Annotated in this window: 28 protein-coding genes; 13 read left to right on the top strand and 15 right to left on the bottom strand. The window is 62.2% G+C overall.

Annotated features, from left to right (window positions below):
• Nucleotides 1-8: 8 nt before the first annotated feature.
• Complete coding sequence (locus FHX10_RS22070) at nt 9-1046, top strand: esterase-like activity of phytase family protein (RefSeq protein ID WP_028756439.1); 1038 nt, start codon at nt 9-11, stop codon at nt 1044-1046.
• 136 nt (nt 1047-1182) lie between these two features.
• Nucleotides 1183-1749, top strand: a complete 567-nt coding sequence (locus tag FHX10_RS22065) for an adenylate kinase (RefSeq protein WP_183845240.1) — start codon at nt 1183-1185, stop codon at nt 1747-1749.
• Nucleotides 1750-1762: 13 nt separating this feature from the next.
• Here FHX10_RS22065 and FHX10_RS22060 read toward each other — a convergent pair whose 3' ends face one another.
• Together FHX10_RS22060 and rpmB are read right to left on the bottom strand one after the other, a co-directional pair.
• Entirely contained in the window at nt 1763-2398 is a 636-nt protein-coding gene (locus tag FHX10_RS22060; protein WP_028756437.1) for a VUT family protein, read from the bottom strand.
• 112 nt (nt 2399-2510) lie between these two features.
• Nucleotides 2511-2807 carry a 50S ribosomal protein L28 gene (gene rpmB / locus FHX10_RS22055; protein ID WP_028756436.1) on the bottom strand — a complete coding sequence of 99 codons (297 nt, stop codon included), beginning with the start codon at nt 2805-2807 and terminating at the stop codon, nt 2511-2513.
• A gap of 241 nt (nt 2808-3048) precedes the next feature.
• On the opposite strand from rpmB, the gene FHX10_RS22050 reads away from it, so the two are divergent.
• Both FHX10_RS22050 and FHX10_RS22045 read left to right on the top strand, forming a co-directional pair.
• On the top strand, nt 3049-3828 hold the full coding sequence (locus FHX10_RS22050; RefSeq protein ID WP_183845241.1) for a DUF3108 domain-containing protein: 780 nt from the start codon (nt 3049-3051) through the stop codon (nt 3826-3828).
• Between the two features lie 30 nt (nt 3829-3858).
• Nucleotides 3859-4746 (top strand): DMT family transporter, encoded by an 888-nt coding sequence (locus tag FHX10_RS22045; RefSeq protein ID WP_028756434.1) that lies wholly within the window; start codon nt 3859-3861, stop codon nt 4744-4746.
• 112 nt (nt 4747-4858) lie between these two features.
• On the opposite strand, the gene FHX10_RS22040 is transcribed toward FHX10_RS22045, so the two are convergent.
• Entirely contained in the window at nt 4859-5287 is a 429-nt protein-coding gene (locus FHX10_RS22040; RefSeq protein ID WP_028756433.1) for a cupin domain-containing protein, read from the bottom strand.
• A complete protein-coding gene (gene gloB / locus FHX10_RS22035) occupies nt 5287-6057 on the bottom strand; it encodes a hydroxyacylglutathione hydrolase (RefSeq protein ID WP_183845242.1) in 771 nt (256 codons plus the stop codon). The genes FHX10_RS22040 and gloB overlap by 1 nt, the downstream gene beginning before the upstream one ends.
• Nucleotides 6058-6110: 53 nt before the next feature.
• Between gloB and FHX10_RS22030 the strand changes: the two genes are divergently transcribed.
• The 4 genes from FHX10_RS22030 to FHX10_RS22015 all read left to right on the top strand — a co-directional run bounded on the left by FHX10_RS22030 (nt 6111) and on the right by FHX10_RS22015 (nt 9470).
• Entirely contained in the window at nt 6111-6887 is a 777-nt protein-coding gene (locus tag FHX10_RS22030; RefSeq protein ID WP_028756431.1) for a class I SAM-dependent methyltransferase, read from the top strand.
• A gap of 135 nt (nt 6888-7022) precedes the next feature.
• Nucleotides 7023-8120, top strand: a complete 1098-nt coding sequence (gene hisC / locus FHX10_RS22025) for a histidinol-phosphate transaminase (RefSeq protein ID WP_183845243.1) — start codon at nt 7023-7025, stop codon at nt 8118-8120.
• Nucleotides 8117-9043, top strand: a complete 927-nt coding sequence (locus FHX10_RS22020) for a prephenate/arogenate dehydrogenase family protein (RefSeq protein WP_028756429.1) — start codon at nt 8117-8119, stop codon at nt 9041-9043. Before hisC ends, FHX10_RS22020 begins: the two co-directional genes overlap by 4 nt.
• Nucleotides 9044-9050: 7 nt before the next feature.
• On the top strand, nt 9051-9470 hold the full coding sequence (locus FHX10_RS22015; protein ID WP_132574239.1) for a GNAT family N-acetyltransferase: 420 nt from the start codon (nt 9051-9053) through the stop codon (nt 9468-9470).
• Nucleotides 9471-9483: 13 nt separating this feature from the next.
• On the opposite strand, the gene FHX10_RS22010 is transcribed toward FHX10_RS22015, so the two are convergent.
• Nucleotides 9484-10500: a DUF2125 domain-containing protein gene (locus FHX10_RS22010; protein ID WP_028756427.1), complete on the bottom strand. Its 1017-nt coding sequence runs from the start codon at nt 10498-10500 to the stop codon at nt 9484-9486.
• Between the two features lie 52 nt (nt 10501-10552).
• Here FHX10_RS22010 and FHX10_RS22005 point away from each other — a divergent pair, with 52 nt between their 5' ends.
• Nucleotides 10553-11083 carry a gamma-glutamylcyclotransferase gene (locus tag FHX10_RS22005; protein WP_047615472.1) on the top strand — a complete coding sequence of 177 codons (531 nt, stop codon included), beginning with the start codon at nt 10553-10555 and terminating at the stop codon, nt 11081-11083.
• 7 nt (nt 11084-11090) lie between these two features.
• On the opposite strand, the gene FHX10_RS22000 is transcribed toward FHX10_RS22005, so the two are convergent.
• From FHX10_RS22000 to ftsE, 4 genes are all read right to left on the bottom strand, one after another.
• On the bottom strand, nt 11091-11888 hold the full coding sequence (locus tag FHX10_RS22000) for a lysophospholipid acyltransferase family protein (RefSeq protein WP_047615877.1): 798 nt from the start codon (nt 11886-11888) through the stop codon (nt 11091-11093).
• A 190-nt stretch (nt 11889-12078) separates the two neighbouring features.
• A complete protein-coding gene (locus FHX10_RS21995; RefSeq protein ID WP_028756424.1) occupies nt 12079-12795 on the bottom strand; it encodes a YdcF family protein in 717 nt (238 codons plus the stop codon).
• A 67-nt stretch (nt 12796-12862) separates the two neighbouring features.
• Nucleotides 12863-13876 carry a cell division protein FtsX gene (locus tag FHX10_RS21990; RefSeq protein ID WP_028756423.1) on the bottom strand — a complete coding sequence of 338 codons (1014 nt, stop codon included), beginning with the start codon at nt 13874-13876 and terminating at the stop codon, nt 12863-12865.
• Nucleotides 13869-14528, bottom strand: coding sequence for a cell division ATP-binding protein FtsE (gene ftsE, locus FHX10_RS21985; protein WP_003567051.1), 660 nt, complete (start codon nt 14526-14528; stop codon nt 13869-13871). Before ftsE ends, FHX10_RS21990 begins: the two co-directional genes overlap by 8 nt.
• Nucleotides 14529-14734: 206 nt before the next feature.
• Here ftsE and FHX10_RS21980 point away from each other — a divergent pair, with 206 nt between their 5' ends.
• The 3 genes from FHX10_RS21980 to FHX10_RS21970 all read left to right on the top strand — a co-directional run bounded on the left by FHX10_RS21980 (nt 14735) and on the right by FHX10_RS21970 (nt 16810).
• On the top strand, nt 14735-15388 hold the full coding sequence (locus tag FHX10_RS21980) for a membrane protein (protein ID WP_047616119.1): 654 nt from the start codon (nt 14735-14737) through the stop codon (nt 15386-15388).
• A gap of 134 nt (nt 15389-15522) precedes the next feature.
• A complete protein-coding gene (gene hpt, locus FHX10_RS21975; RefSeq protein ID WP_028756421.1) occupies nt 15523-16065 on the top strand; it encodes a hypoxanthine phosphoribosyltransferase in 543 nt (180 codons plus the stop codon).
• Between the two features lie 385 nt (nt 16066-16450).
• Complete coding sequence (locus FHX10_RS21970; protein ID WP_018495840.1) at nt 16451-16810, top strand: response regulator; 360 nt, start codon at nt 16451-16453, stop codon at nt 16808-16810.
• Nucleotides 16811-16937: 127 nt separating this feature from the next.
• Here FHX10_RS21970 and FHX10_RS21965 read toward each other — a convergent pair whose 3' ends face one another.
• The 4 genes from FHX10_RS21965 to argH all read right to left on the bottom strand — a co-directional run bounded on the left by FHX10_RS21965 (nt 16938) and on the right by argH (nt 23008).
• Nucleotides 16938-19607 (bottom strand): TIGR02302 family protein, encoded by a 2670-nt coding sequence (locus FHX10_RS21965; RefSeq protein WP_184390243.1) that lies wholly within the window; start codon nt 19605-19607, stop codon nt 16938-16940.
• A gap of 368 nt (nt 19608-19975) precedes the next feature.
• Nucleotides 19976-21244 carry a diaminopimelate decarboxylase gene (lysA, locus tag FHX10_RS21960; protein WP_028756419.1) on the bottom strand — a complete coding sequence of 423 codons (1269 nt, stop codon included), beginning with the start codon at nt 21242-21244 and terminating at the stop codon, nt 19976-19978.
• An 11-nt stretch (nt 21245-21255) separates the two neighbouring features.
• Nucleotides 21256-21450, bottom strand: a complete 195-nt coding sequence (gene lptM / locus FHX10_RS21955; RefSeq protein WP_028756418.1) for an LPS translocon maturation chaperone LptM — start codon at nt 21448-21450, stop codon at nt 21256-21258.
• Nucleotides 21451-21604: 154 nt separating this feature from the next.
• Nucleotides 21605-23008 carry an argininosuccinate lyase gene (gene argH / locus FHX10_RS21950; RefSeq protein ID WP_028756417.1) on the bottom strand — a complete coding sequence of 468 codons (1404 nt, stop codon included), beginning with the start codon at nt 23006-23008 and terminating at the stop codon, nt 21605-21607.
• A 39-nt stretch (nt 23009-23047) separates the two neighbouring features.
• On the opposite strand from argH, the gene tlpA reads away from it, so the two are divergent.
• A complete protein-coding gene (gene tlpA, locus FHX10_RS21945; RefSeq protein WP_063476296.1) occupies nt 23048-23710 on the top strand; it encodes a thiol:disulfide interchange protein TlpA in 663 nt (220 codons plus the stop codon).
• A gap of 178 nt (nt 23711-23888) precedes the next feature.
• Here tlpA and FHX10_RS21940 read toward each other — a convergent pair whose 3' ends face one another.
• Together FHX10_RS21940 and FHX10_RS21935 are read right to left on the bottom strand one after the other, a co-directional pair.
• A complete protein-coding gene (locus FHX10_RS21940) occupies nt 23889-24770 on the bottom strand; it encodes a 3-hydroxybutyryl-CoA dehydrogenase (RefSeq protein WP_028756415.1) in 882 nt (293 codons plus the stop codon).
• A gap of 148 nt (nt 24771-24918) precedes the next feature.
• On the bottom strand, nt 24919-25613 hold a 695-nt coding region (locus tag FHX10_RS21935; RefSeq protein WP_183845245.1), incomplete at its 5' end, for an electron transfer flavoprotein subunit alpha/FixB family protein.

Raw genomic sequence — 25613 nt, 5'->3', positions numbered from 1 at the left:
TACCCGGCATGACGATCAAGCGTCTCTGCGGTGCGGCGTCGATTGCCCTCTGTATCGCCACAGGCGCCTTCCCGTCCTGGGCTGCTGACGAGGTGCCGGTCATTAGCCGGCAAATATCGGACTTCAGGATCGGCTCTTCAGAGACGAAATTCGGATCGATGGAATTTCTCGGCGGGCTGGAGATGGTGTCCAGCCGAGCGCTGTTCGGTTCGCTCTCCTCCATCCGTTTCCGGCCGGACCAAAAACATTTCGTCGTCGTGCTCGATACCGGCCAATGGCTGACCGGCAGCATCGAGCGCGACGTCAAGGGCAGGCTTTCCGGCCTTTTGGATGTCGAGATCACGCCGATGAAGAACAGCGCCGGGCTGAGCTTCGAGGGCAAGGGATATATGGATGCCGAGGGCCTGGCGCTGGACGGTGACCGGATTCTGGTCTCCTTCGAGCAGCGCCATCGCGTCGATGTCTATCCCGACCCCGGCTTCGCCGATTCGAGCGCGATCGCCACTTTGCCGATCCTTATCCCGCGGAAGATGTTGAGCGACAATCGCGGCATCGAGACCATCACGGTGGCGCCGGCATCGAGCCCGCTGAAGGGCGGCGTGGTCATCGTCTCCGAGCGCGGTCTCGACAGCGACGGCAACCGGCTGGCGGCCATTCTCAGCGGGCCGCTGAAAGGGCGTTTCTCGGTCGAGCGGGATGGCAGCTTCGACGTCACCGACGGCGCCTTCCTGCCGAACGGCGACCTGCTGCTGCTGGAACGCCGCTTCAACATGGCCGAAGGCATCGGCATGCGCCTTCGGCGCATCAAGGGCGCCGATATCAAGCCCGGCGCCGTCGTCAGCGGCGACTTGCTGCTGGAAGGCAATTTCAACTCGCAGATCGACAATATGGAAGGGCTCGATGCCTTTCAGGCGGCCGACGGCACGACCCATATCATCCTGGTGTCGGACGACAATCATTCGATCCTGCAGCGCAACCTGATGCTGGAATTCCGGCTTTCGGAAGAAGCCGCGTGGGTAGCGCCGAGTTCCCAGAAGCGGAATTGATCCTAGCCACCGGCCCGAAATCGGAATCGATTTTCGGAAAGCGCGATGCGAGGATTGAAAATGCTAGAGCGTCAGACTGATGTCATATGCCTCGGCTATCCCGCGCAATCGGGAATCCGTCTTCGGAGGGAGATTCATGGTGCATATTCATGTCATGGGCGCGTCCGGTTCCGGTACGACATCGCTCGGCCGTGCGCTTGCCGAAAGGCTCGATATCGCCCATCTCGACACCGACGATTTCTTCTGGATGCCGACCGATCCGCCGTTCACGACGCCGAGGAATGCCGACGAGTGTAGCCGGCTGCTCCTTGATGAAACCGCACGGCATGACGGCTGGGTTCTCTCCGGATCGGCGCTGAAATGGGGCGGGCCACTGGAGCCGCTTTACGAGCTGATCGTATTTCTCAGGATCGAGCCGGAACTGCGGATAGCGCGAATCCATGCGCGGGAGATTGCCCGGTATGGAAACAGGATCGGGCCCGGTGGCGACATGGAAGTTAAAAGCGGGGAATTCCTGCAGTGGGCGGCGAGTTACGACACAGCCGGTCCGGAACGCCGCAGTCTTGCAGCGCATGAGCAATGGCTGGAAACGCAGACAGCGCCGGTGTTGCGGCTCGATTCGTCACGAGATATCGACGATCTGGTTGCAGAGGCTCTGCTGCATCCGGCGATCGCCGCCGGTGCGGTCCGGCGGCGGCGTTGACACGGTCGTCGGTTTAGCTGGCGCGGGCGGCCTGCATCGGCCGCAGCACGTTCATCAGCGCGCCATAGGGCAGCAGCATGACGAGGCCGACGATCATCTTCACGGCGAAATCGCCGATCGCCCAGGAAATCCAGCGTGGAGCCTCCGTGGCGAAGACGCCCAGGACGGGAGCTGCTTCCAGCGCGAAAGGATCGTTCGGGCCGAGGAGGACGAAGAACGCGGCGAAGGACAGCGAGAAGAACATCACCGTATCGAGCGCCGAGCCGATCAGCGAGCCGACCAGCGGCGCGCGCCACCAGGCCTGGCGGCGAAGGCGGTTGAAGACGGCGATATCGAGCAACTGGCCGGCGAGATAGGCCGAGCCGGAGGCGATGGCGATGCGCGGAACCGAGGTGAAGAAGGAGAGTGTCACGCCAACGACGAAGCCGGCAAAGACGACCTTGCGGGCGGCCTGTGGGCCGAACTGGCGGTTGGTCAGATCGGTGATCAGGAAGGCGATCGGATAGGAGAAGGCGCCCCAGGTCAGGATGTCGGCAAGGTTGATGCCGGCGACTTCGGCGTTCAGCGGAAACTGGACGAGGAAGTTGGAGGCGACGACGACGAGCGTCATCAGCGCGACATAGGCGATGGTATAGCGGGTCTTCAGCATTTTTTTATCCTGGGTGATGCCACCAGTTGGAGGAGTAAACCGACAAAGCAAAAGGCTTGTCCGGTATTATCCGTTCAAGCCTTTTGAAGCCGTATGAAAGAAAGGCAGAAGCTTACGCAGCAGCGGCTTCGGCGGTCTTCTTGACGATCTGACGGCGCAGCAGGCGCGCGCGCATCGAGAGTTCGTTTTCGCCGGCCTTCAGCAGGAAGGCATCGAGGCCGCCACGATGCTCGACGGAGCGAAGAGCAGCAGCCGAAACGCGAAGACGATAACGCTGGTTGAGAGCGTCGGATATCAGCGTGACCTGGCACAGGTTCGGCAGGAACCGGCGCTTGGTCTTGTTGTTGGCATGGCTGACATTGTTACCAGTCAGGACGGCCTTGCCGGTCAATTCGCACACGCGGGACATGGAACACCTATTCTTGTTTTTGTCGGGCCATCGAATTGACATTCCCGGCAAAACCAGGCGCGCAATCCAACAGGCATGATTGGAAAGTTGCGGTTCTATAGTCAGACAGGCTGCTTGCGTCAAGCCAAACCTTGGCCTTTCCCGCAATTCTGTCAAAAAGCTGCTGTTTTCTTCCCTTCACGGCAGGAGTATAGAGCGCTTAACAAGGGCTGCCAGCGCGCGCCAAGACAAGGCTTGATTCATGGCTCATTCGGGCAGACGGATTTTCATTTCGGCCATCGCCGCGCTGCTTGCCATACCGGCATCGGCGGCCGAAATCCAACATCGGACGGAATACCGGGTGACGCTCGCCGGCTTGCCGATCGCGCGCGCCGCCTTCCTGACGCAGATCGAGGACGATCACAGCTACAAGATCGCCGGCAGCATCAATTCCGCCGGCCTTGCCGATCTCGTCACGACGATTTCGGCCAAGACCAGCGTGAGCGGTGTCGTGCGCAATGATAGATTGCAGGCGCAGAAATATTCGCTCTACTACAAGAGCGGCAAGAAGGCCCGCGTCTACGAGGTCAGTTACCGCGACGGCAACATCGTCTCGGCGACGACAACACCGGCGCCGAAGCGTCCGAAGAACTGGATCGATGTCACACCACGCGACATGCGATCGGTGCTCGATCCGATCTCCGGCCTGGTCTTCACCGGCGATACCAAGGTCTGCTCGCAGACGCTGCCGATCTTCGACGGCGAGACGCGCATGGATCTGGTGCTTTCGCAGAAGGGCGACGAGGATTTTTCGACCAACGGCTTCAAGGGCAAGGCGGTTGTCTGCGGCGTGCGCTTCGTGCCGCGCTCCGGCTACAAGAAGGGCCGCAAGGACATCGACTATCTCAGCAAGAGCAACCGCATGGAAATCTGGTTTGCCAAGTCGGACGCGGCAAATGTATACGCTCCCGTCTATGTGCGTATTCCAACCGAATATGGAATGGTGACGATCACTGCCGTCAAATACGGCAGCGACAGCTGACGGAGCTTCAGTCTCCGTGAAGGGGGACGGGTGAGGCTTCGCGCGACGTTGATCGGTTTTACGGCCATCCTGATGTGGTCGTTCCTGGCGTTGTTCACGGCCGCCTCCGGCAAGATGCCGCCGTTCCAGCTTGCGGCCATCTGCTTTGCGATCGGCAGCATCCCTGGCCTCGTGGTGCTTGTCCTCAACCCCGCGCGGCTGGCGCTGCTGAAGCAGCCGGCCAAGGTCTGGATAACGGGTATTGCAGGGCTGTTCGGTTATCATTTCCTCTATTTCACCGCGCTCCGCAACGCGCCGGCGGTGGAGGCGGGGCTGGTCGCCTATCTCTGGCCGCTGTTGATCGTCGTCGGTTCGGCGCTGCTGCCGGGCGAACGGCTGCGCTGGTATCATCTGGCGGGTGCGCTTGCCGGGCTTTGCGGCACCTTCCTGATCGTCGGCCGCAACGGCATCGATTTCGACGGCGCCTATGCCGTCGGCTACGGGGCCGCCTTTCTCTGCGCCTTCACATGGTCCGGCTATTCGCTGCTGACGCGGCGTTTCGATGCCGTCTCCACGGATGTCGTCACCGGCTTTTGCCTTGCGACATCCATCCTGTCGTTCTTCTGCCATCTCGGCCTGGAGACGACCGTCTGGCCGGCAACGGGTTTCGAATGGGTCGCCGTCGCCGGGCTCGGGCTCTTTCCGGTCGGTGCTGCCTTCTATGCATGGGATCACGGCGTCAAGAACGGCGACATCCAGATCCTCGGCGCAGCAAGTTATGCCGCGCCTCTGCTTTCGACGTTGATCCTGGTGCTGTTCGGATTTGCCGAGCCAAGCTGGCGCATTGCTCTTGCCTGCCTGCTCGTTACCGGCGGGGCGGTGCTGGCCGCCCAGGACATGTTCCGCCGCAAGGTTCCGGCGCAGTCTGCGGCAGAGTAGGCCTTAAAACAGGATCCAGATTTTACGCCCGGTTGGCCTAAAATCTGAATCCTGTTCTAAATTATATCGTTAGAGCATGATGTCGTTCGAAAACCGCTCACACGTTTCGGCATCATGCTCTAGCGCCGGGCTTCCAATCGGGTGGCGCTATCTCGAAGCTCGAAAATTCGAAGCCGGGCGAGACGGTGCAGCCGACCAGGGTGAAATCGCCGAGGGTTTCGGCCGATTGCCAGCAATTGCCGGGAACGATCGCCTGCGGCCGCTCGCCGGCGGACAGGTTCGTTCCGAGCGTCAGGGTCTCGCTTTCAGTTCCGTCTTCTGAACGATGCAGGAAGAGCGGCGCGCCGGCGTAATAATGCCAGACCTCAACCGCGTCATGGACGCGATGCCAGTGCGAGCGCTGTCCCCTGGTCAGCAGGTAATAGATCGCCGTCGAGTGGCCGCGTTCTCCGCCCGCCGTATCGCGGAACGTCTGCACATACCAGCCACCCTCGGGATGCGGCTGCATGCCGAGTTCGCGGATGATGTCCTGAGGCGACATCAGAAATTGTCCTTGCGCTTGCGGATCTCGGCAAAGACCTCCTCGTTGGTCTTGCCTTCCATGATCAGATTGCGGCGGATCGCCGGATCGGCGGCGCGCAGGAACGGGTTGGTCTCTTTTTCCAGTCCCAGCGTCGTCGGAATGGTGAATTTGTCGTCGGCACGAAGGGCCTCGACCTCGGCGGCGCGGCTCTTCAGGCGCTCGTTGTCCGGATCGACCGTCAGCGCGAAGCGGGCATTGGACAAGGTGTATTCATGGCCGAAATAGACGGCGGTCTCATCGGGCAGCACGGCGAGCTTCTGCAGGGAATGCCACATGTCGGCGGCCGGGCGTTCGAACAGCCGGCCGCAGCCGAGCGCAAACAACGTGTCGGCGGCAAAGAGCAGCTTGTCGTCGACGAAGTGATAGCAGATATGGCCGGCGGTGTGGCCGGGAGTCTCGATGACCTTGACCGTGTGATCGCCGAAAAGGAAGCTGTCGCCATCGGCCATCGTCCGGTCGAGGCCGGGAATGGCGACGGCCTCGTTGATCGGGCCGATGATCTCGCAGCCGAACTGCTCCTTCAGCGCCAGGTTGGCACTAACATGGTCGGTGTGGTGGTGGGTGGTGAAGATATGGCTGATTTTCCAGCCGCGGCGAGTCGCCGCTTCCAGGATCGGCGCCTCCTCCGGCGCATCGATCGCCGCGGTCAAGCCTGTCTCCGGATCGTGCACGAGAACGCCGAAATTGTCGGTGCGGCAGAGAAAAACGTCTAATTCCAAAGGTTTCATCGTTCAATAATCCCTTGTCTCAGGAGTCTCGCGGGAATGTAGAGGTTCCGGCCTTGAAGTCCAACCGCCCGCTGATAACATTTGTCGCAATGCACGCCGATATCGTCGACCTACGCCAGTTCTATCATTCCGAGCTCGGACGTCTTGCCGAGCAGTCGATCGCCATGGCGCTATCCTCGCTCTGGGTGCGGCTGCCGCAGGAGCGTCTGGTCGGTCTCGGCTATGCCGTGCCCTTCCTCGACCGTTTCCAGGCCGATACCGAGCGCACCTTCGCCTTCATGCCGGCCGGGCAGGGCGCGGTGAACTGGCCGATGGGCTCGCTCTCGTCGACGACGCTTGTCTTCGACGAGGAGTTGCCGCTGCCGGATTCCTCGATCGACCGGGTGCTGATGGTGCATTCGCTGGAATTCGCCGAAAGTCCGCGCGAGACGCTGAAGGAGCTCTGGCGGGTGCTGGCGCCAGGCGGACGGCTTGTTATCGTCGTGCCGAACCGGCGCGGCGTCTGGGCGCGCATGGAGCACACACCCTTCGGTTCGGGCCGGCCCTATTCGCGCGGCCAGCTGACGCATCTGCTGCGCGAGACGAATTTCACGCCGGGCGCGACGGCCGAAGCGCTGTTCTTCCCGCCTTCGAAGCTCAGGACCATTCTGCGCCTTCGCCGTGCCTTCGAGCGGATCGGCCGAACGCTGTGGCCGGCTTTCTCGGGCGTCATCATCGTCGAGGCGCAGAAGCGGCTTTATCAGGGGCTGCCGGTTGCAGCGCGGGCTTCCCGCCGCGTCTTCGTGCCGGTTCTCGCACCGCATGGCGTGCCGACCACACGCAACCGCTGACGCCGCTCTCAGCCTTCTCAGGCTGCTTGCGTCACGCCCATACCTCTCGACAACAATCGCATTCCGCTTTAATGCCACTTGGTGTTTTTCAGCCCGGATTTCCGGCAATTCCAAGGTCGACCCATGAGCGTTGAGATGAGCAAGCCCGTTCCGCGTCCCGGTATTCTCGATATCGCAGCCTATGTGCCGGGTAAGGAACATGCGCCGGGCGTTGCCCGCGTCTACAAGCTTTCGTCCAACGAAACGCCGCTCGGCGCCAGCCCGAAGGCAATCGAGGCGTTCAAGGCGGCCGCCGACACTCTGGCGCGTTATCCCGACGGGCAGGCGGTCGAGCTGCGCGAGGCGATCGCCGCCGTGCATGGTCTCAATCCGGCAAACATCCTTTGCGGCAACGGTTCGGACGAATTGCTCGGCCTGCTCTGCCATGTCTATCTCGGCGCCGGCGACGAGGGCATCATCACCGAGCACGGGTTCCTCGTCTACAAGATTCAGATCCTGGGCGCGGGTGCCGTGCCTGTCGTCGTCAGGGAAAAGGACTGTGCCGTCGATGTCGATGCGATCCTTGCCGCGGTGACGGAGAAGACGAAGATCGTCTTCATCGCCAATCCCGGCAATCCCACAGGCACCTATGTTCCCGTCAGCGAGATCCGCCGCCTGCAGGCCGGGCTGCCGAAACATGTCGTCCTCGTGCTCGATGCTGCCTATGCCGAATATGTGCGCCGCAACGATTATGAAGCCGGCATCGAGGTCGTGTCCTCCAATGCCAACGTGGTGATGACCCGCACCTTCTCGAAGGCCTATGGTCTTGCGGCGCTGCGTGTCGGCTGGATGTATGCGCCCGCCGAGATCGTCGACGCGCTGAACCGCGTGCGCGGGCCGTTCAATTTGAACGCGCCGGCAATCGCCGCCGGCGCTGCGGCCATCCGCGACCAAGCCTTCGTCCAGCAGGCCGTCTCCTTCAATCAGATGTGGGTGGAGACGCTCACCCGGGCGCTCGAAGCGATCGGGCTGAAGGTGACGCCTTCGGTCGCCAATTTCGTCCTCATCCATTTCCCCGAGATCGACGGCAAGCGCGCCGCCGATGCCGACGAGTTCCTGACGAGCCGCGGCTACATCCTGCGTGCCGTCCGCGGCTATGGCTTCGCCAATGCGTTGCGCATGAGCATCGGTCCCGAAGAGGCCAACCGCGGCGTCATTGCCGCGCTCAGCGAATTTATGGGACATCAGTCATGAGCGTGCAGTTCGATCGGATCGCGCTGATCGGCATCGGCCTGATCGGCTCTTCGCTTGCCTACGATATCAGACGGCTCGGCCTTGCAAGGGAGATCGTCGTCGCCACCCGCAGCGCCGATACGCTGAAGCGTGCGGAAGAACTCGGCCTTGGCGACCGCTACACGACGTCGTCGCAGGATGCCGTCAAGGATGCCGATCTGGTGATCGTCTCGGTGCCGGTCGGCGCTTCGGAAAGCGTGGCGAAGGAGATCGCGGGAAGCCTGAAGCCCGGGGCTGTCGTCACCGATGTCGGCTCCACCAAGGCCTCGGTCATCGCACAGATGCTGCCGCATATGCCTGATAATGTGCATTTCATCCCCGGCCATCCGCTGGCCGGTACCGAAAAATCCGGCCCGGATGCCGGCTTTCCCGGCCTCTTCGAAGGCCGCTGGTGCATCTTCACGCCGGTCGCCGGTACCGACGAGGTGGCGCTGAAGCGGCTGCGCAGCTTCTGGGAAGCGCTGGGCTCGAAGGTCGATGAGATGGATGCCGAGCATCACGACAAGGTGCTCGCCATCGTTTCGCACCTGCCGCATATCATCGCCTATAATATCGTCGGCACTGCCGACGATCTGGAGACGGTGACGGAGTCCGAGGTCATCAAATATTCCGCCTCGGGTTTTCGTGATTTCACCCGCCTTGCCGCCTCCGATCCGACCATGTGGCGCGACGTCTGCCTGCACAATCGCGATGCGATCCTCGAAATGCTGGCGCGTTTCTCGGAGGATCTCGCCTATTTGCAGCGCGCCATCCGCTGGGGCGAGGGCGACAAGATTTTCGAACTCTTCACCCGCACGCGCGCCATCCGCCGCTCGATCGTCCAGGCCGGCCAGGATGTCGACGCGCCTGATTTCGGCCGCCCCCACGCGCTTGATAAGAAGTAGCCCCGCGATGGTGGAAGTGGCGAACGCGAGCCACGCGGATACCGATTGGCTGGTTCGCGAAGATGCCAGTTCCGGTGAAGCATGGGTATCGCGCTGCGTGACGCTCGGCGAATACCTCGTTGCCAAGGAGGGCAGCGAGATCGTCGGCTTTCTGCGCTTCTCCCGCTTCTGGGGCAGGGTTCCCTATATGGAAATGATCCGCGTCCTGCCCGGCCATCGCCGGTCGGGCGTCGGCACCGCGCTGTTTCTCGCCTGGGAAGAGGCGATGCGTGGCGAAGGCGCCCGTCTGCTGATGACGTCGAGCGAATGCGATGAAAGCAGGCCCCAGGACTGGCATCGCCGCAACGGATTTACTGAAACCGGTGCGATCGAGATGCCAGGCCTGCAATCGGTGCCGGAGGTCTTCTTCATCAAGCCGATAGCCTGAAAGGCGAGATAGGTCAGATCGGCGGAATCCGGCCGAGCGGGATGAAGCCGCTGACCGTGGCGTTGCCACGATCGACGACGAGATCGACCGAGACCTTGTCGCTGCCGGCGGCAAGCGCCTTCAAGAGCTTCGTCGCCGTGTTGACGGTCGAGGCGAGGTCGGGAAAGGCCTGCTTCAGGCTGTCGCTCCAGGGACCGAGCTGTTCGATCTCCAGCTTGAATTTTCCCGAAAGGAAGCCCTGCTCGTCGAAGGAGAAGGGGCCGGTGAGCGTCATCACCTTGCCGTCGCCGATGTCGGCGACGATGCGGCGCAGTTCACCGGTGGCGCCATTGAGGCCATTCGGGTCGCTGCCGTCGATCAGTCCGGCCTTGCCGGCGACGGTCAGGTCAATGCTGGCCGACAGTTTCGGGAAGATCTGCGGCCAATCCTTGATCGCCGTGTTCGCATCCTGCACGGAGATCGCGCCGTCGAGATCGGCGCCGTTCTGACGCAGATGGATTTCGGTGCGGGCCGCATCAAAGCTGATGGTCTGGCCGGTGAAAGAGGAGACCGCCATCGCCTTCAGCCCCTCGATGACGGTCGAGCTGCGGTCGATGCCCCTGAGCCTGGTCGCAAGGCTCGATTGCAGGTTCGTCCATTGGGCCGAGATCGAAAGGCCGTTGCCGGTGCGGATCTCGGCCGGCGAATCGAGCTCCCACACGATATTGCCGGGCGCATAGACCTGGGCTGCCGAGCGCAGCGCGCCGAAGGTGGCGGAGACACCGTTGACGTTGTCGTCGACGTCGATCCTGGAGCAGAACAGGCCGATGCGGAAGGGATAACCGCGGAATTCGATATCGGAGCATTCGCCGCTGACGCCAGCCTCTCCGCGCGGCGCGATCGCCTTCAACACCGTGGTCTTCAGCGCCGACGCTGCATAGAACCAGCCGCCGGTATAAAGCGCGATCGCCAGGAGGACGCCTCCACCCAGCAACCAGAATTTCTTGCCGCTGCCGGATTGGCTGCTGCCGGATCGGCTTGACGCTGCCATGATGTTCTCCAATGGTGAATCGCGAATGTGATTCCCGGTCTTGGCGTGCGATATGGACGAATTTTGGGTATTTGGCTACGGTTCACTGATGTGGAATCCGGGCTTCGAGTTCATGGAGCGGGCAGAGGCTCTGGTCTATGGCTACAGGCGTTCACTCTGTGTCCGTTCCTTTGTCCATCGCGGCACACGCGACAATCCTGGCCTGGTTCTCGGCCTCGACAGGGGTGGCGCCTGCCGCGGCATGGCTTTCCGCATTTCCGCGGAAAAATGGGATGAGGTGATCGATTATCTCCGCGCCCGCGAGCTGGTCACCAATGTCTACCTGGAGCGCCGGGTGCGGCTGCAGCTTGCCGGCCGGCGCCGGGTGGAAGCGGTCGCCTACATCATCGACCGCGACCATGAGCAATATGCCGGCGCCCTCGATGCGCGTGCCGCGGCACGGGTGGTGAACGAAGCAAAAGGCCAGTCCGGTCCGAATGATGCCTATGTCTTCAACACGCTGACGCATCTGAAGCAGATGGGCATTCGCGACCATTGGCTGGAGCAGGTCGTCCACGAGGTGGAACGGCTGCGCGCCGCCTGATCTTAATCTAGACGGTCGCGGCGTTCAGTTTGCGCAGCTCCGCCAGCCTCTCGATCGCCGTCGGCGGCAGCGGCAGATGCGGGTTTCGTTCGACGGTTTCGAGCAGAAGCTCGTCGCTTGCCCGCTCCGACACCTCGATCAGCTGGGCGAAAAAGGCGTCCGGGTCCATTCCCGGCATGATCGGCGGCAGGATCCTCACCTTGAAATGGCCGGGATAACGGCGAATGCTGCGCCGCGGCCAGAAGAGACCAGGGTGCATGGCGACCGGAACGACCGGGATGCCGAGATCGCGGTACATGCGGGCAATGCCATATTTGTAGACCGGCTCGGCGCCCGGCGGGCGGCGAGTGCCCTCGGGATAGATGATCAGCTGCCGGCCGGTGGAAAGCTCGTCCTTGGTGCGTTTCAGCACTTCCACCATCACCTTGCCGCGGGCGCCGCGATCGACCGGGATCATGCGCTGTTTCTTCGCATACCAGCCGAAGAGCGGAATCCACATCAGTTCGCGCTTCAGGATATAGACCGGGTCCTTGAGCCAGGGCAGCAGCGCGTAGGTATCCCAGAAGGACTGGTGCTTCGGCGCCAGGATGTAACTGTCACCCGGCAGGTTCTCCAGCCCCTCGATCTCGAAGGTCGTGCCGACGATCACCCGCATCAGCCAGTGGTTGGAGCGGGCCCAGTTCTTCGGGATCGCATAGGCGATCTTGCGCGGCACCACGAAATAATATGGCGAGAGCACGATCATCCGGATGATGAGGTTGGCGTAGAAGATCGTATTGAAGAGAACGGAACGCAGGGCGATCATGAAACTTTCCCGAGGCATGCTCACGCGACCGGCCTACACGATATTGTCCGTCATAAAAAGCGTTTGATGACGCCCTGACGCAAAAGGCTCGTGCATGTCGCCCAAAACTGCGCAGCGGTTTTGGGACAACGACTTGCATAAAACAAGGCTTAAAGCGCGTCGCGCGAATTCGGCTCGACGCGCGGCGCGTCTATTGCGGGCCGGACGCATTTGCCGAGCGCAGCCCGGTGTGACGGCCGAAGCCGGTGATGTTGCGGGCGCCGGTCAGCAGCACTTTCACATATTCGGCAAGCATGACGCGCATCGCATTCGGGTCGGTGAACCAGTTGCGGCTCTTCAAATCCGAATTGACCACGGGATAAGCGATGAAGTCGATGTCGGGATCGACATAGGAGAGCTCCGCGAGGCTTCGCGGCATGTGGTAGTTGTTGGTGACGATCAAAACGCTCCGGTATCCCTTGGCATGGATCCAGTTCGAAGCTTCCTCGGCATTGCCGATCGTGTCGATCGCATCATAGCCGATATCGACGCAGCAGGAGAAGAGATCGGCCGAGCCCTGGGTCATCCTGCGGATCTGCGCCGGCGTCGTCGTCGGGTGAACGCCGGAAATGAGCAAGCGCTTGCCGGCACCCTTCTGCAGCAGTTCCACGGCCTGGTCGATACGCTGGTAGCCACCGGTCAGGACGACGATCGCATCCGCCTTCGGCTCGGCCGGCGGCTTCAGCGTCGTCACGGAATCGGCAAAACGCAGGAAACCGCCGAACACCAGGGCCATTGCCAGCACGCAGGCAAAGCCGCCCCAGCGCAGCAGGCGGCGGATCGGCCCGCGCCGCGGCGGCACACCCGCCGGGCGGTCAAGCTCCGGGTCCTGCTGAGTCGGGTTGGGTGTCGTATGTCCCATGGTCATGAATCGTGATTATACGCTGATTGCGGCGCAGAACAGACGCTTTCGTGGTAAAACGGCATGGTCACGATCAACTTGCGATGCCGTCGGTGCGTGTCGGGTCCGAGCGCAGTGTATCGATTTCGTAGATCGTCCGCATGACGGTCAGGCGAGCGGTGAAGGTGGTCAGGAGCGCGATGACGATCATCGTCGCGAAGATGCCGGCATAACCAAGCACACCGACCGAGAAGGTGCCGAAGAGCGCGGTCGCCTGGTCGGTTTCGGGGGTGGCGAGGGTGCGGCTCTGCCAGAACCCGGCGCTGGCAAAGAACAGCGCGGCAAGCGCGCTGCCGATTGCCGAGCCCTTGAGGCTGATCTTCAGGAAATGCTTCTGGAATTCAGTGGCGACGAAGGAGCTTTCGGCGCCGACGAAATGCAGCACTTCGACGACGTGACGGTTACCCGACAGCGCGCCACGCGTGGCGAAGACGACGGTGAGCACCATCGCCGTGAAGACCAGGAGCAGGATACCGGTGCCGATCATGACAGTTGTGTGGGCCATGGACACCAGCCGGTCGACCCAGGTGCGGTGGTCGTCGAGGGTGGCCTGCGGGATACTGTCCTTCAGCAGCGACCGCATCGAATCGAAATCCGGTGGATTGCTCTCGTCGATGGTGATGATGACGAGGCGAGGGACGGGCAGATCCTTGAGATCGAGGCCGGGGCCGAGCCAGGGCTCGAGCAGGCGGGCGGTCGCCGCCTCGTCGACGATCTGGCCGCTCTTGGTGCCGACGAAAGTCAGCGCCAGGTCGCGCGCCTGGGTCAGCGCCTTTTCCATGTCGAGATTGTCGTCCGGCTTGATCTGGATGGTGATCTCGCGGGAGATCTGGCTCTCCCAGCTTGCCGCCGTCGAGCGCACCATGCTGACGCCGCCGAGCGTCAGGCAGGCGAGAAAGGCCATGATCGATATCACCACCATCAACGCGCTGCCCTGGATGTTGGATGGCGGCAGGATCGGCGCGGTCGGGCGCACGCGCATTTCCGGTCGCTTCTGCTCCGCCTTACCAGGCGCCTTGTCTCGGTTTCCGGATGGGGGCTCAGTCATAGATATCGAGATGCCCCCCCGAGAGGATCATGCGGCGGGCCTCCACCTGCTCCATCAGCGCCAGGTCATGGGTGGCTATAACGACCGCGGTGCCGAGGCGGTTCAGCTCGAGGAAAAGATTGAGCAGGCGCTTGGCCATGGGCGGGTCGACATTGCCGGTGGGTTCGTCGGCAAGCAGCACCTCCGGCCGGTCCATCAGCGCCCGGGCGATGGCGGCGCGCTGCTTCTCGCCGCCGGAGAGCACGGGCGGCAGCACGTTGATGCGTTCGCCAAGACCGACCCATTTCAACAGTTCCAGGACGTCGGTCTTGTAGGAACTCTCATCCTTGCCGCGCACCCGTAAGGGCAAAGCGACATTCTCATAGGTGGTGAGATGATCGAGGAGGCGGAAATCCTGGAAGACGATGCCGACGCGACGGCGCAACAACGGCAGCTCGGGCCGGGGGATTTCGGAAATGTCGCGCCCGAACATGCGGATCAGGCCGCGTGTCGGCTGCAGCGACATGAAGAGCAGCCGCAGCAGCGAGGTCTTGCCGGCGCCCGATGGCCCCGTCAGAAACTGGAAGGATTTCTTCGGAATGTCGAAGGTCAGGTCCCGGAGGATTTCCGGGCCCATGCCATAGCGCAAACCGACATTCTCGAAGTGGATCAACGGGCAGCTCAGTCTGTTGTGGGTTTCACCGCGTGACTTGTTAACCAACACCGTTAACAGCCGGTAAATTTTGCCGGAAAGACGCCCGTTTGATGGCAATCTTTGCGAAGCATTAACCATTAAAATTTACGACTGAGCGGGATTCGTTTCAATGCCAAGATTTCCCCTGGCATCGAAACCATGTGGACATCTGCGAGGCAGCCACCATGGAAGCATCCTCCTTCAGCCGCCGGACACCGAGCCAGGCCTATGATTTCCTGCCGCCCGAACCCGCCAGCCGCCAGTACCGCTCGGCGCGTGCTGCCGATATCTCCGACGCCGAATTCGTCACCCTCGGCAAAGTGCGGCCTCGGGAATACACTGCCAGGACCCCTAACGACAACCGCAAACGCATGGCTGCGGCACAGGCCGCACAGCCGCCGCTCCTGCCGGCGATGGCCGCTTCCATTCTGCAGACAGTGGAATCCTGGCTGCAGCGCGCGTCGATGCGCAGCTTCGCAGCACTGGTGCTGGGGCTCATCGTGCTCGTCTTCGGGCTCGCGGGCGGTTTTTCCGGCCTTTCCGGCGAGCGAGCCTATTCCGGCGTGCCGCTGCATTTCAGCCATGTCACGGTGACGCCGCGTGATGCGAACGGCATGCGGGTGCTCGTCATCAACGGCATCATCGAAAACGACAGCGGCACGACGCAGACGGTGCAGCCGATCCGTGCCGACCTCGTGACCGACGAGCGGCTGACCGCAAGCGTTGTCATCAACCCGCCGGCCGATGTCATCTATAGCGGCCAAAGCCGGGGCTTCTCGGCGCGCGTCCAGCATGCCGGCGGAAAGATGCCGGAGGTCCGGCTGTCCTTCCTGCCATAGAGCGCGCCGGGCATGGAATGGCCGGTTTTCTTGCCACGGGTCGCGCCAATCCCGTTAATTTCATGGCTGGCGAGGCTGTTTCAGGCTCGCATATGTGCTAACGGCTTACCCTTCTTTTCATGGAGCAAGCCCTTATGCCTGTCGTGCGCGGAAAAAACATCGAGCCGCTTTTCACCGCCGAGCAGATCGCCGAGCGCAATCATTCGATGGCGCGCGAGATCGCCGACGGCCCGACCAAGGACCTGCTGGTCATCGCCGTGCTCAAGGGGTCCTTCATCTTTGCCGCCGACCTGATCCGCGCCCTGCATGACACCGGGCTTGCCCCGGAGGTCGAGTTCATCACGCTGTCGAGTTACGGCATCGGTACGGTTTCGCAGGGCGTGCGCATCGTCAAGGATATCGACAGCGACGTGCATGGCCGCGATGTCCTGCTGATCGACGATATCCTCGAATCCGGCCGGACGTTGCTCTTTGCCAAGGAATTGCTCTTCGAGCGCGGGGCGCGCAACGTCACCATCGCCGTGCTGCTCGACAAGCGCGTGAAGCGCAAGGAAAAGCTGGAGGCCGATTATGTCGGCTTCGAATGCCCTGACTATTTTGTCGTCGGCTATGGCATGGATGTCGCCTATGCCTTTCGCGAACTGCCCTTCGTCGGCGTGGTCACCGGGGACGCCTGAGCGACAGCTAGAGCCTTTCCGAGTTAGATTGCAGCATTCTGTTGGCTCAAGCGGAGTCGGATGGCCGGTCGATCAGCCGGCCCGCTTCAGCCAACCCGAAGGGCCGGGCATCTTTGCGCCAGGATCAGAGGCGATCGGCTCGGACGTACCTTGGGGTATGCCCGTCGCCAATCGCCTCTGCCCTGACAAAAACCTGCTCCGGCAGAATGCTGCAAGCTAACCCGGAAAGGCTCTAAATGTTGCAGCGCTTTTGCGCGCCCCGTGGTGCTATCTTACTGTTCGAGACGGGTTGTTAACCATCTCGTCCATCGCTTCGTCATCTTTACCGATCGAAAAGGAAAGTCTGGTGATTTCCGTCGCGGGGCTGACACGGAGCGATGCACATATGGCAAGAATTCTGATCACGGAAGACGAGGATTCCCTGCGGTCTTTTGTAGCCCGGGCCCTGCGGCTTGATGGCCACGAGACCGATGAGGCGGCCGACGGGGCCGAGGGCCTGGAAAAGCTCAAGGATGGGGTCTACGATCTGCTGCTTTCAGATATCCGCATGCCTGTGATGGACGGTATTGAACTCGCCCATCAGGCGAAAGACGCTTTTCCCAGCCTGAAGATCCTGCTGATGACCGGTTATGCCGAACAGCGCGAACGGGCCGACGATCTTGCCGAAAAGATCATCGATGTCGTCGCCAAACCGTTCGCGCTTCCCGATATCCGCAAGGCGGTCGCCCGGGCGCTCGTCGCGTAGAGGACGATGCTGGAAGGCGTGAGCGGTTTTCGAACGGTATCCCGCTCTATTTGTTGATAGATCCGGATTCAGATTTTAGGCCGGTCCGGCCTAAAATCATCCTATCCAAGATCCGGTGGCGTCAGGCCTACTGGATATCCAGCAGCCGTTCGAGGTACCGCCGTTCCATTTCCTGCGGCGGATTGTTGCCAAGCTTTTCGCGAATTGCGTCGAGGATTTCTCGCGCCCGCTGAACGTCGATTTCGTCGGGCACCTTCACGCTGTTATCGCCGAATTCCGGTCCCTGGGGCCGGCGCGGCCGGCCGAGCGGGTCGCGGCCATTCTGATCGCCCTGGCCCACCTGGCCATTCGGACCCTGACCCTGCTGGCCCTGCTGCGCCTGCATCATCTGGTTCATCATGTCGCGGGCGCCCTGGCGAAGCGCTTCCAGCGCGCGGCCCTGGCCCTCGATGGCCGGCTGGCCGCGGCCCTGGCCGAGTTCACGGCCGGCGCCTTCCATTTCGCGCTGCGCCTGGCCGAAGCCGGGGCCGGGCTTCATGCCCATCTCGCCGAGTCTTTTCTGCAATTCGCCGAGCTGCCTGCCCAGTGCATCCTGGTGGGCGCGCAGCTGCTTCAGCGCCTCGCGTAGCTGTTCGGCCGTCATCTGGTCGGAGGGCTGCTGGCCTTCCTTACCTTGCTGGCCCTGCTGCTGATCCTGCGGCTCGCCGTTGTCTCCGGGGTTCATCTCGTCGAGCAGCGGATCGCTCTCGCCCATGTCAGGCTCGCCGCGCTGCATGCGGTCCCTGAGCTGCTGGTCGAGCCGGAAGGTCTGTTCCATCAGCTTCTGCTGGTCGCGCAGGATCTCGCCGAGCTTGTCGATCTGCTTGCGGGCTTCGCTGTTTTCCTGGCTCTGCTGGCCGCGCTGCGGTCGGCCCGCCTGCAGGTTGTTCATCATCCGCTGCAATTCCGACAGCATCTGCTGGGCAGCGTCACGATTGCCGGAGCGGGCGAGATTCTCGATCTGATCCATCATCCGTTCCAGATCCTGCTGGCGCAGGATGTTCTGCGTATTCTGGTTCGGCTGCATCGGCGCGTTCTGCATGCGTTGGGCGAGCTCACTCATATAGTCCTGCATCGCCTTGCGCAGCTCGTCCATCAGCTTCTTGATCTCGGCATCCGGGGCGTTGCGGTCCAACGCGTCGGCGAGGTTCTGCTGGGCTTCGCGCAGCTTGCGCTCGGCAAGCGAAAGATCGCCGTCCTCCATGCCCAGCGCAATCTCCCAGAGATATTGGGCGGTATCCTTCAGCGCATCCTCGCCCTTTGCGAGCTTCATGCGCGTCAAGGCGGATTCGAGCAGCAGGTAGTTGGTAAGCTTGGGGATGGTCTCCTCGGGACGGATGGTCAGCGCCTCGTTCAGCGCGATCGCCTGCGGCATCTTGCGGGTGTCGAGGGCGAAAACCTGCCGTTCTTCGGCGACGGCGGCGGCGAGCGGCTCGTTAAAGCGCCGCGACGGCATTATCATCTCATGCGGCGGGCTGCGGCCGGTCTGGCCGGCGGCATCCTTGGCGACGAGCGTGATGCGCACGCGTTTGCCGGCAAGCGGATGTTCGCTCAGGTTCCGGCTGGTCACGCCCTTGGCGTCGCGGGCGTTGCGGCGGGGGATATCCAGCCGGTATTCCGGCAGCGGATAGAGCGGCGTCGCCGTCGGATCGGTGTCGACGGGAACGATTTCCGCATGCGCTTCCTGGACGCCGTAATCGTCCTTGACGGTGAAACCGATTTCAAGCGCGCCATTGACGCTGGGCTTCGGCAAGCCGTCGAAGGCGATTTCCGGGGCCTTGTCGGGAAGCACGTCGAAGCTCCAGCGGCGGCCGTTGACTTCGAGTGCGCCATTCTCCTCGAGCTTCATCACATGCGTCTGCGCGACGAGTGCCTGGCTGGCTGGGGCCTGGCTGGCGGGTGCGGCATTCGGCTGCTCGCCGCCTGCTGCCGCCGCTTGCTGCGGCTTGCTATCCGCCTGCACTGATATATCCCGCGCCTCGCCGTTCGCCTTGCGGAACACCACTTTTTCGGCCGTCTTTCCGCCGCTGACGCGGACGGTGAGGCCTGAAAACTGCGGAATGCCGATCGGCGCCTGCTCGCTGCCATCGGCCGTCAGATAGATCGGCGCACGGCCGGTATAAGACGGCGGCGTCACCCAGGCGTCGATGCGCACCGCCGGATCGCTGACCACCTGCTCGGGTGCCGCCTGCAATGCGTCGCTGATCGAGCCGCCGTTGATCGACAGCGAATAACCGAAGGCAGTGACCAGCAGCAGCGCCGGGATGGCGCGCAGGGCGAAACGGTCATGCGCGGCGATATCAGGTCGCGGCAGGCCGGCATTGAGCGCTGCGATCTTTTCGGCCATGCGCGTCTGGTGCTCGCGCCAGAGCGCCCGGGCGAAGGGCGTATCGAAGGCGGGCTCGTCTTCCTGGACGGTGACCGGCTGGTGCGGCAGGCCGTTGCGTTCCTCCAGCAGGCGATCGGCTTCGGCGACCTTCGGCCAGCGCAGGCTGCGGAAGGGGATGAGCGAGGCGAGAAAGGCGGCGGCAAAGGCAATCAGCAGCAGGATGCGCAGCCAGTCCGGCACGCTGCGGAAAACGCCGAACCAGGAGGCGCAGAGATAAAAGGCAACGACCGCCAGGACCGGCATCAAAGGCGGCAGCAACTGCTCGAAAAACAGCACCACGCGCGCCAGCAGACGTTTGGTCGTCACCAGTCGGGCAAGCGAAGGACGGAGCGCAAACGCACCTTTCTTCTGCCTTGAGGGGCTTGTCATCGGTCCGGTCTCCGCGATCTGGCGTTCTGAAACAGAGGGCGCTTCCGGCGATTGCGGGGCAATACGCTCATGAACGAAAGGATAACACTCTTTGTGGCGAAGGCGAGGGCGAACGGCCGGTAATACCGGCTTTTCACGTTTATTCGCCAAAAAGTGATGGCTGCTTAAAGCGCGTCGCGATCTTTCAGATCGCTCCTGGCGCTTTAAGTCTTTGTTTCACGCATGTCGTGATCGCAAACCGCTGCGCACTTTTGCGCGACATGCTTTAGAGCGCCGTGCGTCCTTTCGGACGCACAAAGGACGCTCTAGCATTTTGAATCTACGCTTCGTGCTTTCCGAAAATCGATTCCGATTTTCGGGCCGATGCGTTAATCCAGCCAGGCCGGGACGGAGTCGAGGCCGATCAGCTCGGCGTAGGTTCGGCGCGGGCGAATCGTATGGAAATCGCTGCCCTTGACCAGAACTTCGGGCACCAGCAGGCGGCTGTTATAGGTGCCGGCCTGGACTGCGCCATAGGCGCCGGCAGTGCTGACGGCCATCAGGTCGCCGGGCTTCGGCATCGCCATTTCGCGGTCGAGCGCCAGATAGTCGCCGGTCTCGCAGACCGGACCGACGACGTCGGCGCGAATGCGCGGAGCGTTGGCTGCCGAAATCGTCACCGGGCGGATCTCGTGATAGGCTTCGTAGAGTGTCGGGCGGATGAGATCGTTCATGGCGCCGTCGACGATGACGAAGGTCTTCTCGCCGCCATCCTTCACATAGAGGACTTCGGTCACCAGGATACCGGCATTGCCGACGATCAGCCGGCCGGGTTCGGTGATGATCTTGCAGTCCAGGCCGCGCAGCTGGTTCTTGACGATTGCCGCATAGGCATCCGGCAGCGGCGGCGGATTGTTGTCGTCCTTATACGGGATGCCGAGACCGCCGCCGATATCGACGTGGTGGATCGTGTGGCCGTCGGCGCGCAGCGTCGCGACAAGGTCGTGCAGCAGCTTGAAGGCGTCGTCGAAGGGCTGGAGCTCGGTGATCTGGCTGCCGATATGCATGTCGATGCCGGTGACCTCGATGCCCGGCAGCCTGGCGGCATGGGCATAGATGGCGCGGGCGCGCTCCCAGGAGATGCCGAACTTGTTTTCCTTCTTGCCGGTCGAGATCTTGGAATGCGTCTTCGCATCGACATCCGGGTTGATGCGGAAGGAAACCGGCGCTTTCTTGCCTGCGCTGACGGCGCGCTGGTTGAGGATTTCGAGCTCAGGCTCGGATTCGACGTTGAAGCAGTAGATGCCGGCCTCAAGCGCGAAATCCATCTCGGACGGAGTCTTGCCGACCCCTGAGAACATGATGCGGTTTGCCGGAATGTCGGCGGCAAGCGCGCGGCGCAGCTCGCCCTCGGAGACGACGTCGATGCCGGCGCCGAGACGGCCCAGCGTCTTCAGCACCGCCTGGTTCGAATTCGCCTTCATCGCATAACAGACCATGGAGTCCATGTCGGCGAAGGCTTCCGAAAAGACGCGGTAATGGCGCTCGAGCGTCGCGGTGGAATAGATGTAAAACGGCGTGCCGACCGCCTTGGCGATCTCGGGAACGGAGACATTCTCGGCATGAAGGACGCCGTCACGGTATTCGAAATGGTTCACGAGCTTATGCCTTAAAGAAGGGGGTCGAGAAGGAAGGGCTTATCAACGGTTCCCGGCTTTTTCGTCGGCTTGGAAACGTCGCCTTCCTTGGTTGCCGCAGCGCTCGGCGGATCGAGGTCGCCCTTGCGCCCGCATCCGGCAACGGCAAGGCCGATGACGGCGAGAACCACCGTCAGGCGGACGAGGTGCGGCAAGCTCTTCTGCATGGATATCCTCTTCTGCGGCATGTGCTGGCGTCATTCATCTCGAATGATGGACATCTTCATAGCGAAGTTTATCCGCCTTGTGCACCCTGATTGTTGGAGGTCTTTCCGCGCCTGAAGGAGGGGCGTGGCGGCTTTTCGGCCCGCCCTTTGCTCTTCAGTTGCGGGCGCGCCAGAAGGCGATCTGCCTGCGCACTTCAGACGGCGCAGTGCCGCCGAAGCTCTTGCGGCTGGCGACCGAGGCCTCGACGGTCAGCACGTCATAGACCTTGTCGGTGATCGCGGAATGGATCGCCTGCAGATCGGCGAGCGGCAGTTCGGCAAGATCGCAGCCCTTGCTTTCGGCAAGCGCCACGGCGCGGCCGGTGACATGATGGGCGTCGCGGAAGGGCAGGCCCGCTTCTCGCACCAGCCAGTCGGCAAGATCGGTCGCCGTCGAATAGCCGGAGCCGGCCGCTGCCTTCATGCGCGCAGTGTTGACGGTCAGGTCGCGCACCATGCCGGTCATGGCCGCGATTGCCAGTTCCAGGCTCTCGGCTGCGTCGAAGACCTGTTCCTTGTCTTCCTGCATGTCCTTGGAATAGGCGAGCGGCAGGCCCTTCATGATCGTCAGCAGCGCCACCAGCGAGCCGTTGATGCGGCCGGTCTTGGCGCGCACCAGTTCGGCTGCATCGGGGTTCTTTTTCTGCGGCATGATCGACGAGCCGGTCGAAAACGCGTCGGAGAGACGGACAAAACCGAATTGCGGGGTCGACCAGATGACGATCTCCTCCGCCAGACGCGACAGGTGCATGCCTGTTATCGCTGCGATCGACAGGAATTCGATGGCGAAATCGCGGTCGGAGACCGTATCGATGGAGTTGCGGGTCGGCTCGCGGAAACCGAGCGCCCGGGCCGTCATGTGGCGGTCGATCGGATAGCCGGTGCCGGCAAGGGCGGCAGCACCGATCGGGCTTTCGTCCAGATGCTCGATGGCGTGGCGCACGCGGGAGCGATCGCGGCCGAACATTTCGACATAGGCCATGCAGTGATGGCCGAAGGTAACGGGCTGGGCGGTCTGCAAGTGGGTGAAGCCGGGCATGACGCTTTCGGCATGCTCTTCGGCGCGGTCGAGGAAGGCGGCGATCAGGCCGGTCAACATCTTCTCGGTCTTCTCAAGCTCTTCCTTCACCCAGAGACGGAAGTCGAGCGCCACCTGATCGTTGCGCGAGCGGGCGGTGTGCAGCCGGCCGGCCGCCGGTCCGATCAGCGTCGCCAGGCGTGCCTCGACATTCATATGGATGTCTTCGAGCTGGCGCGAGAATTCGAAATTGCCGCTTTCGATTTCTGACAGGATCGTGTTTAGCCCGTGAACGATCTTGTCCTTATCGTCTGATGAAATAATCCCCTGATGGGCGAGCATCGTCGCGTGGGCGATCGAACCGCGGATATCCTGCGCGAATAGCTTCTTGTCGAAACCGATCGAGGCATTTATCTCCTCCATGATCGCGTCCGGGCCGGAGGCGAAGCGACCGCCCCACATCTGGTTGGAGGATTTGGTGTCCGTGGTGTCGTCGGCCATGAGGTGTCCGCCTTGAGGATGCATGTCCAGGAGAATGAAATGACGACAAGAAAACCCCTCGGGCTGCCATCCCTGAAATGGATCGCGATGGCCGCCGTTGCGGGTGTCGTTGCCGGTGCGGCAGCGGTATACGTGAAGGAGACGGGGATTGGCAATGGCGGTGGTGAAACCGCTTCTGCGGAATGCAAGTCTGCCAGGGAACGCGCAGCCAGCCTCACACCGCTGATGAAGGGGCAGGTGGCCGCCATGGTTGCCGCCACCGAGCCGCGCAAGCTGACGGCGGTTTCCTTCAACGGGCCGGATGGCAAGCCGCTGACGCTCGATCATTTCGCCGGCAAGACCGTGCTTCTCAATCTCTGGGCCACCTGGTGCGTGCCCTGCCGCGAGGAAATGCCGGCGCTGAACGCACTCGAAAAGGAGATGGGCAGCGACAAATTCCAAGTCGTGCCGGTCAATATCGACACCGGCGACGATGAGAAGCCGAAGACCTTCCTGACTGAAACCGGCGTCGATGCGCTGCAGCTCTACCGCGACAATACGATCGGCGTCTTCAACAGCCTGAAGAAGGAAGGGCTTGCCTTCGGCCTTCCGGTGACGCTGCTGCTCAACGACAAGGGCTGCCTGATCTCCGCCATGAACGGCCCGGCCGCGTGGGATAGCGAAGACGCGAAGGCGCTAATCAAGGGTGCGATCGGGTCGTAACGACGTTGATCAGGAGTCCCCATCTCCTCTCATGAGAAAGACGCCGGCGATTCCGATAAGTACGCAGCATTGCAGCAGGAACATGGGTGTTTCGGTCGACATGGCGTTTCCTCCCGTTCCCGGCAAGGAAAGCATTTAGCGGGCGCTCGGTCTATTCGCCCTTTCTGGTGATGGCCGCTTAACGCGTCGGGACCGGCACTTCGCCGCGATAGTCATAGAAGCCGCGGCCGGATTTGCGTCCGAGCCAGCCGGCCTCGACATATTTCACCAGCAACGGGCAGGGACGATATTTCGAGTCCGCCAGACCGTCATGCAGCACCTGCATGATCGACAGGCAGGTGTCGAGACCGATGAAATCGGCAAGCTGCAGCGGCCCCATCGGATGGTTGGCGCCGAGCTTCATCGCCGTATCGATGGCGTCGACCGTACCGACGCCTTCATAGAGCGTGTAGATCGCCTCGTTGATCATCGGCAGCAGGATGCGGTTGACGATGAAGGCCGGAAAATCCTCGGCAACGGTGATGGTCTTTTCCAGCGTGCCGACGAATTCCTTGGCGGCGGAGAAGGTCTTTTCATCGGTTGCGATGCCGCGCACCAGTTCGACCAGCTTCATCACCGGCACCGGGTTCATGAAATGTATGCCCATGAAGCGTTCGGGCCGGTCGGTGGCGGCGGCAAGCCGGGTGATGGAAAGGGAAGAGGTGTTGGTGGCAAGCAGCGCTTCCGGCTTCAGGACCGGACAGACCTGCGCATAGATCTTGCGCTTGACGGTTTCATCCTCGGTGGCGGCTTCGATGACGAGATCGGACGGGGCGAGATCATTGACGTCGGACGAGCCGGATATCAACGACAAGGTCGACTTGCGTTCCTCTTCGGTCATCTTGCCGTTGGTCACCAGGCGGGCGAGGTTGCCGTTAATGGTGGCGAGGCCGGATTCGATGCGGTCCTGGGAGAGGTCGTAGATGTGAACCCTGTAACCTGCGGCGGCCGAAACATGCGCGATGCCACAGCCCATCTGGCCGGCACCGATGATACCAATATTCTTCAACACCGCATTCATCTCCAAACCCCCGCACGGCATCCGCCCCCGCGCTGCCGCATTTTTCTAGCAATACTGCCGGACGAAGGATCGCCCGGCAGCAGTAGTAGACCGATAAAAGATAATTTTCCAGTCATTCGCACGTGCGAAAGAAAAGCATTTGACGCGCTCAGAGCGCCTTTTGCAATTCCGGCAGGACGTCGAAGAGATCGGCGACCAGTCCGTAGTCGGCGACCTGGAAGATCGGCGCCTCCTCGTCCTTGTTGATGGCGACGATCACCTTACTATCCTTCATCCCGGCCAGATGCTGGATGGCGCCCGATATACCGCAGGCGATATAGAGCTGCGGCGCCACCACCTTGCCGGTCTGGCCGACCTGCCAGTCGTTCGGCGCATAACCGGCATCGACGGCCGCACGGCTTGCCCCGACGGCAGCCCCGAGCTTGTCGGCAAGCGGCAGGATGACCTCCCGGAATTTTTCCGCCGAACCGAGCGCCCGGCCGCCGGAGATGATGATCTTCGCAGAGGTCAGTTCCGGACGATCGGAGGCCGACAGCGCATCGGCGACGAAGCGCGACAGAGCGGGATCGGAAACCGCTGCAACCGTCTCGATCGGCGCGGAGCCGCCTTCGGCTGCAGAGGCGAAGGAGGCGGTGCGTACGGTGATGACCTTCTTGGCATCGGTTGCCTGCACCGTCTGGATGGCATTGCCGGCATAGATCGGCCGCTTGAAGGTATCGGCAGAGATCACCTCGATGATCTCGGAGAGCTGGGCGACATCGAGCAGGGCAGCGACGCGCGGCAGCACATTCTTGCCGACCGACGTCGCAGCCGAGAGGATCGTGTCATAGCTGCCGGCCAGCG

Origin of the sequence: Rhizobium sp. BK591, from assembly GCF_014195045.1 — a bacterium.
GTDB lineage: Bacteria > Pseudomonadota > Alphaproteobacteria > Rhizobiales > Rhizobiaceae > Rhizobium > Rhizobium anhuiense.
The sequence above is the reverse complement of the archived record's forward strand: the minus strand, read 5'-3'. Positions and strand labels throughout refer to the sequence as shown.